The sequence below is a fragment of the Luteimonas sp. RC10 genome, assembly GCF_014192745.1.
Lineage (GTDB): Bacteria > Pseudomonadota > Gammaproteobacteria > Xanthomonadales > Xanthomonadaceae > Luteimonas.
The window spans coordinates 727,288-738,609 of sequence record NZ_JACHYJ010000001.1 but is presented as its reverse complement, the minus strand read 5'-3'; the positions used below and the strand labels follow the sequence as shown (position 1 = coordinate 738,609).

General features: G+C 70.7%; 8 protein-coding genes. 4 read left to right on the top strand and 4 right to left on the bottom strand.

Going from position 1 to position 11,322, the window contains the following annotated elements; all coding sequences use genetic code 11:
* Window positions 1-42 precede the first annotated feature (42 nt).
* Entirely contained in the window at window positions 43-1,347 is a 1,305-nt protein-coding gene (locus FHW73_RS03270; RefSeq protein ID WP_183425253.1) for a sialidase family protein, read from the bottom strand.
* 74 nt (window positions 1,348-1,421) lie between these two features.
* On the opposite strand from FHW73_RS03270, the gene FHW73_RS03265 reads away from it, so the two are divergent.
* The 3 genes from FHW73_RS03265 (at window position 1,422) to FHW73_RS03255 (ending at window position 4,813) form a co-directional block, all read left to right on the top strand.
* Window positions 1,422-1,772 (top strand): DUF2007 domain-containing protein, encoded by a 351-nt coding sequence (locus tag FHW73_RS03265; RefSeq protein ID WP_183425252.1) that lies wholly within the window; start codon window positions 1,422-1,424, stop codon window positions 1,770-1,772.
* 103 nt (window positions 1,773-1,875) lie between these two features.
* Window positions 1,876-4,224 (top strand): Tex family protein, encoded by a 2,349-nt coding sequence (locus FHW73_RS03260; protein WP_183425251.1) that lies wholly within the window; start codon window positions 1,876-1,878, stop codon window positions 4,222-4,224.
* A 127-nt stretch (window positions 4,225-4,351) separates the two neighbouring features.
* On the top strand, window positions 4,352-4,813 hold the full coding sequence (locus FHW73_RS03255; RefSeq protein ID WP_183425250.1) for a bacteriohemerythrin: 462 nt from the start codon (window positions 4,352-4,354) through the stop codon (window positions 4,811-4,813).
* Window positions 4,814-4,858: 45 nt separating this feature from the next.
* Here FHW73_RS03255 and FHW73_RS03250 read toward each other — a convergent pair whose 3' ends face one another.
* On the bottom strand, window positions 4,859-5,734 hold the full coding sequence (locus tag FHW73_RS03250; protein WP_183425249.1) for a LytTR family DNA-binding domain-containing protein: 876 nt from the start codon (window positions 5,732-5,734) through the stop codon (window positions 4,859-4,861).
* 152 nt (window positions 5,735-5,886) lie between these two features.
* Between FHW73_RS03250 and FHW73_RS03245 the strand changes: the two genes are divergently transcribed.
* Complete coding sequence (locus FHW73_RS03245) at window positions 5,887-7,134, top strand: acyltransferase family protein (protein ID WP_183425248.1); 1,248 nt, start codon at window positions 5,887-5,889, stop codon at window positions 7,132-7,134.
* Here FHW73_RS03245 and FHW73_RS03240 read toward each other — a convergent pair.
* Both FHW73_RS03240 and FHW73_RS03235 read right to left on the bottom strand, forming a co-directional pair.
* The gene (locus FHW73_RS03240; RefSeq protein WP_183425247.1) at window positions 7,107-10,028 is read right to left on the bottom strand and encodes a TonB-dependent receptor; all 2,922 of its coding nucleotides are present in this window, start codon (window positions 10,026-10,028) and stop codon (window positions 7,107-7,109) included. The two genes, FHW73_RS03245 and FHW73_RS03240, sit on opposite strands and share 28 nt — an antisense overlap.
* Window positions 10,029-10,160: 132 nt before the next feature.
* A complete protein-coding gene (locus FHW73_RS03235; RefSeq protein ID WP_183425246.1) occupies window positions 10,161-11,282 on the bottom strand; it encodes a PLP-dependent cysteine synthase family protein in 1,122 nt (373 codons plus the stop codon).
* Window positions 11,283-11,322 lie beyond the last annotated feature (40 nt).

Here is an 11,322-nt window from a genome sequence, read left to right as displayed (position 1 = left end):
CCGCGCGCGGGAGTTGCTTGGTCGAGCGTCGCCGCCTGCGCGTCAGCGCACGAGCCGCGCGCCCTGCAACTGCGGCGCGCCGTCGATGACGTCGGTCCAGACCACGTAAGCCTGCCCGCCGAGCACCTGCAGCTGCGGGAAGCCGGTCGCCCGGCCGCGCCCTTGCAGGCGCGCGAGTTCGATGCGCTCGTATTCGGTCGAAAGGTCCGGGCTGCGGCGCGAGAGCCACAGCGACTGGCCGCCGGCGTCGTCCTCGCGCAGCCACACCGCCCAGGCCTGGGCCTGATCGAGCGCGACGGCGACGCGCCCCTGCACCGCCGGGCCGCTGTCGAGCACCACCGGCTCGGCGAAGGCGTCGCCGGCATCGTCGCTGCGCGCCAGCTGCACGCGCGGCGTATCGCCGGCGGCGGTGTACCAGCCCACCAGCACCGCATCGCCCTGTGCCGCGACCGACGGTCCGTTCACCGGGCAGGCGGGCATCGTCCAGTCGTCGGCATGCACCCGTGCCGGCGTGCGCCAGGCGCCGTTCTCCAGGCGCGTCAGCATGACATCGCGCACCTCGGCCTCGGTGCGGCCGCGATAGACGACCACCGGACCGCGTCCTGTGACCGCAGCCGCGGTCTGGCAGCAATCGCAGACGCGGGCATCGATCTCGTGTTCGACCGTGCGTTGCAGGTTGGCGTCGAACACCGCCGCGCGCAGGGTCATCGGTGCGCCCTCATGCGCGGCGTGGTCGCCGCCGGCGTCGTCGGCATGGCCACCGCCGGTGTTGCGGCCGTCGAGCCAGGCCAGGCCGAGGCCGCCGCCCTGCGCCCACATCGAGACGAAGCCGTGCTCAGTGGCGGTGCCATCGTCGTGCGCCGGGACCGGTGCGCTCCAGTTGGCGCCGCCGTCGCGCGAGCGTGCGAGCACCACGTCGTAGGCGTAGGGCGCGTCGCCGCGCTTCTGCAGCCAGTGCGCCCACAGCGCGCCGTCGGGCGTCGGCAGCACGTGCGGGGTGTCGGCCCAGTTGACGAACATGCGGTTGCCGATCGCGATCGTGGTCGGCGCATTGCGCCAGCGCTGCGCGGCCGGGTCGAAGCGCGCGTACTGGAACGCGTGGCGCCTGCCCTGTCGCGAATTGATCCAGCTCAGCACCAGCAGGCCGTCGGGCCCGGCGACGAGGTCGGGCGCGCTCGAGCCCGGCCCGGTGGCCGGCAACGGCCAGTCCAGGCGCTGGCTCGGCGCATCGATCGGGGTGTGGGCGGTGGGCGCGGCCGGGGTCGGATCCTGACCGCCGCATCCGGCGAACGCGAGCGCGAGCAGGCTGGGAAGGACGATGCGCGGAGCGCGGAGCGGACGGGACATGCGCAGCCTCGGCGTGAGAACGTGTTCAGTGCGCAAGGGTACTCTTTGGCCGTGTTCGCCGCCGTCGCCGTCCGATGACCGTCATTGTCGCCCGCTACACCGATCCGCTCGAGGCGCAGCTCGTCTGCGGCCGCCTGCAGGCCGAAGGCATCGATGCCTTCGTCGGCGACGCGCACATGGCGCTGGCGAACTGGGAATGGCGGCTGGCGATCGGCGGAGTCAAGGTGCACGTGCCTGATGCCGAGCTGGCGCGGGCCCGCGCGATCGTCGCCGAGCTCGATGCCGGCGCCTACACGCTGTCGGACGAGGCCACACTGGAACCGGCGCCGGTGCCGGTCGATCGCGAGAGCTGGTCGAGCCGTCTGGCCTGGGTGGCGCTGGTGGTGTTGCAGCTGCCGCTGCCCTGGCGCCGTCGGCGCCGGTAGCGGCGGGACCTGCGCGCGGCGGCCTTGTCAACGGGTTCCGCTGCCGCGACCCGGGGGCCACAATCCGCCCGCGGCGCTGCTGCCGCGACAGCTTTCGGAACCGATGTACCAGCCCGACGCCGCTCTTTCCCGCCGAATCGCCGAGACCATCGCCGCCGAGATCGGCGCCCAGCCCGCCCAGGCGATCAGCGCGATCGCGCTGCTCGATGAAGGCGCGACCGTGCCGTTCATTGCGCGCTACCGCAAGGAAGTCACTGGCGGGCTGGACGACACCCAGTTGCGCAATCTCGAGGTCCGCCTGGGCTACCTGCGCGAACTCGAGGAGCGGCGCGCCGCGATCCTCGCGAGCATCGATGAACAGGGCAAGCTCACGCCCGAGCTGCGCGGCGACATCGAGGCCGCCGACAGCAAGGCGCGGCTCGAGGACCTGTACCTGCCCTACAAGCCCAAGCGCCGCACACGCGCGCAGATCGCCCGCGAGGCCGGGCTCGAGCCGCTGGCCGACGGCCTGCTGGCCGATCCCACACAAGTCCCCGAGGACGTCGCCGCCGGTTTCGTCGACGCCGACAAGGGCGTGGCCGACGTCAAGGCCGCGCTCGAAGGCGCACGCGCGATCCTGATCGAGCGCTGGGGCGAGGACGCGGCGCTGATCGGCGAGCTGCGGACCTGGCTCGACGCGAATGGCGTGATCCGGGCGAAGGTCGTCGAAGGCAAGGAAGCGGCCGGCGAGAAGTTCCGCGACTACTTCGACCATGCCGAGCCGCTGGCGAAGATCCCCTCGCACCGCCTGCTGGCGCTGCTGCGCGGCCGGCGCGAGGAATTCCTGACGCTCGAGCTCGATCCGGGCATCGATGCCGAGCAGGGCAACGCCTATGCCGAGGGCCGCATCGCACTGCATGCCGGCATCGCCGAGCGCGGCCGCCCGGCCGACGCCTGGCTGCGCAATGCCTGCCGCCTGGCCTGGCGCGCGAAGATCCACCTGCATCTGATGATCGACCTGCTGGGCAAGGCGCGCGAGAAGGCCGAGGGCGAGGCGATCGAGGTCTTCGGCGACAACCTCAAGGATCTGCTGCTGGCCGCACCGGCCGGCCCCAAGACCGTGCTCGGGCTCGACCCGGGCATCCGCACCGGCTGCAAGATCGCGGTGGTCGATGCGACCGGCAAGCTGGTCGCCACCGAGACCATCTACCCACACGAGCCGCGCCGACAGTGGGACCAGTCGCTGCACGTGCTGCAGGCGCTGTGCGCACGGCACGGCGTGCAGTTGGTCGCGATCGGCAACGGCACCGCCTCGCGCGAGACCGACCGCCTGGTCGCCGACCTGATCAAGCGCGCGCCGGAACTGAAACTGCAGAAGATCGTCGTCAGCGAGGCCGGCGCGTCGGTGTATTCGGCCTCGGAGACCGCCGCGCGCGAGTTCCCGCAACTCGATGTGTCGCTGCGCGGCGCGGTGTCGATCGCGCGGCGTCTGCAGGACCCGCTGGCCGAGCTGGTGAAGATCGAGCCCAAGGCGATCGGCGTGGGCCAGTACCAGCACGACGTCGACCAGTATCGGCTGGCGCGCGCGCTCGACGCCAAGGTCGAGGACTGCGTCAACGCGGTCGGGGTGTTCGTCAACACCGCGTCCAGCGCGCTGCTGGCGCGCGTGTCGGGGCTGTCGGCCGGGGTGGCCGAGAACATCGTCGTGCATCGCGACGCCAACGGCCCGTTCAAGCGCCGCCGCGATCTGCTCAAGGTCCCGCGTCTGGGCGAGAAGACATTCGAGCAGTGCGCGGGCTTTCTGCGCATCGCCGATGGCGATGAACCGCTCGATGCCTCGTCGGTGCATCCCGAGGCCTATCCGGTGGTCGAGCGCATCGTCGCGGCCACCGGCCGCCCGATCGCCTCGCTGATCGGCGACGGCAGTTTCGTGCGCGGGCTCAAGCCGGCGCAGTTCACCGACGCGCGCTTCGGCGAGCCCACGGTGCGCGACATCCTCAAGGAGCTGGAGAAGCCCGGTCGCGACCCGCGCCCGGAGTTCAAGGCCGCGCAGTTCGCCGAGGGCGTCGAAGACATCAAGGACCTGCGCGAGGGCATGATCCTCGAAGGCGTGGTCAGCAACGTCGCCGCGTTCGGCGCATTCGTCGACATCGGCGTGCACCAGGACGGCCTGGTGCACATCTCGGCGCTGTCGGACACCTTCGTCAAGGACCCGCGCGATGTGGTCAAGGCCGGCGACATCGTCAAGGTCAAGGTGCTGGAGGTCGACGTGGCGCGCAAGCGCATCGCACTGACCCGGCGCCTGGACGATACGCCCGCACCGCGCGAGGCCCGCGGCCCGCGCGACGCTGCGCCGCGCGATCCGCGCGGGCCCGGCCGTGGCGGCCGCCCGGGGGGCGGTGCGCCCAAGCCGAGTGCACCGCCGGCCAACAACGCGCTCGCCGACGCCTTCGCACGCGCCCGCCGCAGCTGAGCCCACCTGCGCTGGTCGCGTGCCGGACAAGCACGCGGCCGGCGCGGCGTCATTGCGTCCGATCAAGGCCGGCCCCCGGATCGCCGCCCAAGATGCTCTGCAACCAGAGGGATGCGGGGCGCGGACGATGTCGGTAGTGGTATGGCGGGACGAGCTGGACACGGGCATCGATGTCATCGATGGCCAGCACCGGCGGATCGTCGACATGATCAATCAGCTCGAGCTCGCGCGGCACGGGCACTCGCGCGAAGCCGTCAGCGAGGTGCTCGACGAGCTGGTCGACTACACGCTCTCGCATTTCGCGTTCGAAGAGGCGCTGATGGAGGAAGCGGGCTATGCGTTCTGCGCCGCCCATCGCCGTGTCCACGAACTGTTTGCGCGCCGCGTCCAGGAGTATCGGCTGCGCTTCCAGGCCGGCGAGGACATGCTCGATGAGCTGCGCGCGATGCTCGTGCGCTGGTTGTTCAACCATATCCGCAGCGACGACAAGGCGTACTCGCCGACCGTCAAGCAGCATCTCAACGGTTTCGCCAGTACCCACGAGAACGGCGGCTGGCTGCGGCGCACCCTGTTGCGCTTCTTCCGCTGAAGCCAACGCCGGCGCAGCGCTCACGCGCGTGCGCCAACGCCGGACTCAGGCGCCGGTTGCCGCGCGCAGGGCCTCGCGGCAGCGCCGGCTGCACGGCACCACGGTGCCGTCCTCGAGATGGAGCCGCGCATCGCCGCTGTCGAGCGGCTCGATCGAGGCGATGCGCGCGACGTTCACCAGATGGCTGCGGTGCACGCGCACGAACCGCGCCGGATCGAGTCGGGCCTGCAGGTCGGCCAGGGTGCTGCGCAAGGGATACACCTTGCCGCGCACGTGCAGGTTGGCGTAGTTGCCCGAGGCCTGCACCCATTCGATGTCGCTGGCCGCAACCAGGAACTCGCGGCCGAGCTTGCGCACCAGGAAGCGCTCGGGCCGCTCCACCGGCTCCACCGGGGCGGCGCCGTCGTCGGGCGCGGCGAGCAGCGAGGCCTCGCCCTGCAGGCGCCTGAGCAGCAGCCGGTAACCGTGCAGCAGCACCACGATGCCCAGGAACGTGCGCACGTCCTTGAGGTACTCGTAGAGGTAGGCATCGTCGAAGCGATACTGGGCGCCGTGCATGGCGTAGACCGCCTTGCGGATGCCGACCATCAGGCCCACGTGCAGCAGCGACCAGACCACGCTCGCCAACGCGTACAGCGGCAGCCGCCGCCACCAGGTGTCCAGGTGCACCGGCCAGCGCGCGGTGAACCAGACCGTGGCCGGGACCAGGGCCAGCAGCGCCAGCGCGCTGCCTGCCTCCCAGCTCACCACTTCCCACTGCGCGCTCCCAAGACCCGCGCGCTGCACGTCGATCCAGACGGTCGCGCTGTTGCCCGCCGCCGACAGCAGGCAGGTGATCAGCCAGTAGCCGACCTCGACCGGGCGGCGGATGGCCAGATAGCGTTCGGCCGCGGACGGCGCATCGGACGGGCGTGGGGACATCGCGGCATTGTAGGCAGCCGGCCCGCGGGCGCGGGCTGCGCCGCCCCGCGGGGCCATCCGTTCGTCCCCGGAGGCGGTCGCCTCGGCCCTTGCCGTGCCGGCGGCGGGGTCCAGGCGCCGACGATGACGCTCCCTTCCCATGCGCAGCTCCCATGTCCCGACGCCACGACATCGACGCCCTGCGGGTGATCGCCTTCGGCCTGTTGATCCTCTACCACGTGGGCATGGTCTACGTGGTCGACTGGGGCTTCCACATCAAGAGCCCGACCCTGCTGTCCTGGGTCGAATGGCCGATGGTCGCGATCAACCGCTGGCGCATGTCGCTGCTGTTCTTGATCTCCGGACTGGCGCTCGGCCTGGTGCTGGCCCGGCGCACGCCCGGTGCGCTGGCGGCGCGCCGCAGCTGGCGTCTGCTGCTGCCGCTGGCCTTTGGCATCGTCGCGATCGTGCCGGTCCAGGCCTACTGCGAGGCGCGCATGTTGGGCACGATCGATGCCGGCTACGGCGCCTTCCTGCTGCGTTACCTGCAGTTCCGGCCCTGGCCGGCCGGCACGTTCACCGGCGCCGAGTACGGCTTCACCTGGAACCACCTGTGGTACCTGCCCTACCTGTGGGCGTACACGCTGGCCGTGCTCGCGGTGCGGCCGCTGCTGGGGCGGCTCGGCGGCAGCCGACTGCGCGACTGGCTGACCACGCGTGGACACTGGCTGCTGTGGCTGCTGCCGCCGGCCTGGTATCTGGTCGCGCTGGTGATGCTCGCGCCACGTTTTCCATCGACCCACGCCCTGGTCGACGACTGGTTCAACCATGCCGGCTACTTCGTGGCCTTCGGCTTCGGTGTGCTGATCGCAGGCAGCAACGTGGTCTGGGCCCGGCTGCGAGCGGCGCGCTGGCCGCTGCTCGGGCTGGCGCTGGCGACCGGCGGCGTCCATGTGGGCCTGCGCGCGGTGGGCCATCTGATCGACGCGGGCACGCTGTCGCCTGCGCCGTTCCTTGCGGTGATGCCCGAGGCCGGCTGGCAGGGCGTGTCGATCGTGGCGCTGTCGGTCTACTGGTGGACCGCCCTGCTCGCGCTGCTGGCCTGGGGCGCCCATGCGCTCGACCGGCCGTGGCCGGGCCTGGCCTACGCCAGCGAGGCGGTGTACCCGTGGTACATCCTGCACCAGAGCCTGATCGTGCTGGCCGCGTACTGGTTGATCCCGTTAGGGCTGGGCCCGGTGTGGGAACCGCTGGGGGTGCTGGCGATCACCGTGGCCGGCTGCGTGCTCATCCACGAACTGCTGATCCGGCGCGTGCGCTGGCTGCGACCGCTGTTCGGGCTGGCGGGAGACAGCGGCCGGCGCGCATCGCCGGCCCCATCCCCCGCCGTGGCTCAGAAGTCCACGCCCAGCCGCGCGTAGACGAAACGGCCGGGCAGGTCGTAGGTCGAGGCGTCGTAGCCGTTGAGGCTGCAGCTCAGGCACACCGGCGGCGTCTTGCCGGTGAGGTTGTTGACGCCGATGCTGACCCGGGTGCCTTCGAGCCAGGCGGTGCTGCGCCAGGACAGCTGCAGGTCGTGGTAGGTCGTCGCGCCGAGCGCGTTGCGGTCATTGGCGCTGTCGGGGCAGATCGCAAAGCCGATCGCACCGCCGCACGACTCGACCAGCCGGTCGATGTAGCGCATGGTCCACGCCAGCGACCACGGCCCGCGCGTCCAGTCGGTGACCAGGGTGCCGGTCCACTCGGGGATCGCACTGTTGTTGACCTCGACGCCGGGCCGCCGCGGCTCGGCCTCGCCCGACTCGTTGACCAGTTCGTAGCGGCCGACCCAGGTCGCCTTCGCATCGAAGCGCAGGCGGCCCCAGTCGTGCTCGGGCAGCGTCCAGGCGGCGGTGAAATCCCAGCCGTCGGTCTTGATCGTGCCGAGGTTGGCGAGGATGTCGTCGAAACGCACGATCTGCCCGCGCTCACTGCGGTCGTACGAGGCGCAGGCCAGCGGATCGCGGGTGGCGATGCAGCGCTCGAGGATCGCCTGCGCATCCGGGGCCTGGATCGCGCCGTCGATGTGGTGGCGATAGAACGTCACGCCCAGGTCCAGGCGGTCCGACCACGCCACGCCGTCGGCGAACGACGGGCTCCAGACCGCGCCGACCATCAGGCTGCGGCTGTGCTCGGGCTCGAGCTCGGCATTGCCCGAGGTCACCACCGAGATCTGCGAATTTGTCTGCTCGTAGCCCGCCGGCACGCCGTCCGCGGCGCAGGCCGGCGACGACGAGGCCGCGCCCGAGCACGGATCGACGAGCGTCGCGTCGAAGCGGCTGAGCGTGCCGTAGAGCTCGCCGATCGACGGTGCACGGAAGCCCTCGGCATAGCTCATACGCAGCAGGAACTCATCGGCCGGCTGCCAACGCAGGCCGACCTTGCCGGTGGTCTCGCCGCCGAAGGTCGAGTAGTCCGAATAGCGTCCGGCGATGCTCAGATCGAGGCTGTCGCCGAACCACGAATCACGCAGCAGCGGCACGTTGAACTCGGCATAGGCCTCGTTGACATCGTAGTCGCCCGAGGTCGCGCCCGAGGGCACGCCGTTGTACTCGCCGGCGATCGTGATCGGGTCGGGCGTGTAGCTGCCCTCGTAACGGCGATGCTCCAGACCGGCCGCGAACGACAGCGCTCCGGCCGGCAACTGCAACAGATCGCCGGTGACGTTGGCCGAGGCCAGGGTCAGCGTGTTGCGGCTGGCGTCGCGCACCACCGGCTGGATGAAGGCGAGCATCTCCTGGGTGATCGTGCCCGGGCCGCCGAACACGTTCAGCGGCACGCAGCCGGCGATCGCGGCGCACGCATCGGGGTCGCCCAGCGCTTCGTTGATGCGGCGCACGTTGTAGCTGCCGGTGTTGACCTGCTCGGCGCGGCTCTGGCTGCGGACGAGGTTGAGGTCCCAGTTCCAGGTCCGATCGCCGACGGCGAAGAGGCCTTCCAGCCCCGCGGCGACATACCAGGTCTTGACGTCCTGGGTGTAGCGGCGCGGCCCGCCCTCGACCGGCCGCCGGCCGAGCAGGAACAGGTTGGCGTCCTCGCCCACCGTGGTCAGGTCGAAGCCGAACGGGTTGTAGGGATTGCGCGCGGAGATCGTCAGCCGCTGCTCGGCCCAGGGGTTGTAGACGCCGGCGTCGGTGCCGAGGAAGAACGGCTCGGGCGCGGCCTGGTTGGCCGAGGTGCGCGTGTTGTAGAGCACGCGGGTATAGCCCGACAGCTGCGGGCTGAACTCCAAGCGCACCTGGCCGAACACCGACTTGCGCTCCGACGGGGTCAGCAGCAGGTTGTTGGGGGCGAAGTTGTAGCGGTTCTCCGTGCCGAACTGGATGAAGTCGTCAATCGTGGTGCCGCCCGGGAAGCTCGCACCATTTGGCAAGGTGATGTCGCAGGTCGCCGACCCGGGGATCGGCGCACCGGCATCATCAGTGCTCAACGGGCATAGGCCGCCGTAGGTGTTGTTGCCGTCGGCAGGTGCGAACACGAAGCGTCCGCCTGGCGTGGCCGAACTGCCGTTGGCCAAGCCCGTGCCCGGCACCGGCACGCTGGCGTTGTCGAACTTGGTCGAGGCGATCTGCCGCTGCTTGTAGTACGACGCGCCGAAGAACCACTGGGCACGCTCGCTGTGCCCGCCCCAGCCCAGGTCCGCGCCCCAGGTCGCGCCGCCCAGGTCGTCGTACTCGCCGTAGTGCAGGTCGAGGCTGCCGCCGTCGGCGTCGCGGCGGGTGATGATGTTGACCACACCGGCGATCGCGTCGGAGCCGTAGATCGACGAGGCGCCGTCCTCGAGCACCTCGATGCGCTCGATCAGCGACAGCGGAATGGTGTTGAGGTCGACGGCCGAGCCGACGCCCGAGGCCGAGGATTCGTTGACCCAGCGGATGCCGTCGACCAGCACCAGCACGCGCTTGGCGCCCAGGTGCCGCAGGTCGACCGTTGCGGCGCCGGCGCCGACGCCACCGCCATCAGGCGGAAAACCGAAATTGCCGCTGGAATTGAACTTGGTGTTGAGCGCGGCGCCGCTGGCGGTGAGGTTCTGCACGATGTCGGCGACGGAGGTGAACCCGCTGCGCTGGATGTCCTCGCGGGTGAGCACCTGGACCGGGACCGCGGTTTCCATTTCCGCCTTGCGGATACGGGTGCCGGTGACCTGGACGGTGTCGAGGGTGCGCGCCTGCGGCGCAGGGGCCGGCGGCTGCTGGGCGGCGGCGGCGAGCGGAAGGACGGCGAGCAGGGACGACGAGACGGCTGCGGCCAGCCGGTGGCGGCGGATCGGCATCATGCGGACTCCTGTGGCGAGGGTCGCCGGCGTCCTGCCGGCGGATTCGTTGTAACGAATCGTTAACCTGGTCGCACCTGGGGTTTGCCCCAGGTTGATCCACCCGCCGCATTGTGAATGGGTTGGATGTCGGTCCTAACCGCAACCTGGGTCGCGGACCGCATCGGCCAGCGACGGTAGCGGGGCACCGGTGTCGGCGCTGGCGCGGATCGCGGCATCGGCCGCGTCCATGTCGAAGCCCTGCGCGGCAATCCAGTCGGGGCTGTAATAGCTGTGCGCGTAGCGCTCGCCGCCATCGCACAGGATGGTGACGATCGCACCACAACGGCCGGCCGCGCGCATGATCTGCGCAACCCGCAGCACGCCGACGAAGTTGGTCCCGGTCGAGCCGCCGACGCGCCGGCCCAGGCGCGCATTGACGTAGCGCATGCCCGCCAGGCTCAGCGCATCGGGAACACGGACCATCGCATCGACACAGCCGGGAATGAAACTGGGCTCGGCACGCGGCCGGCCGATGCCCTCGATCCGCGAGGGCGGGGTCGGCGCGAGGTCCTCGGGCGCCGGTTCGCGGCGCAGGCTGCGCGCGTAGTGATCGAAGAACGCCGAGTGCTCGGGATCGGCGCACAGCACCCGGGTGTCGAAACCGCGGTAGCGCGCATAGCGCCCGATCGTCGCACTGGTGCCGCCGGTGCCGGCGCTGCAGACGATCCACGTCGGCACCGGATGCACTTCCTGGGCCATCTGCTTGAAGATCGACTCGGCGATATTGTTGTTGGCCCGCCAGTCGGTCGCGCGCTCGGCGTAGGTGAACTGGTCCATGAAATGGCCGCCGCACTCGCGCGCCAGCTGCGTGGAGGCCGCGGCGATGTCGCAGGCGTTCTTGACCAGGTGGCAGCGCCCGCCCTGGAACTCGATCGCGGCGATCTTCTCCGGCGATGTCGAGGCCGGCATCACGGCGACGAACGGCAGGCCGAGCAACCGCGCGAAATAGGCCTCCGACACCGCGGTCGAGCCGCTGGAAGCCTCGACCACCGTGCTGCCCGCGCGCAGCCAGCCGTTGGCCAGTGCGTACAGGAACAGCGACCGCGCCAGCCGGTGCTTCAGGCTGCCGGTCGGATGGCTCGACTCGTCCTTGAAATAGACGTCGATGCCGGGAAAGCCCGGCAGCGCGAGCGGGATCAGGTGGGTGTCGGCCGAGCGGTTGAAATCGGCCTCGATCTTGCGGATGGCCTGCGCCACCCAGTCGCGGTTGGGCATGGGGCACTCGAGGGGACGCCGCGCATCGCGGCGACACGCC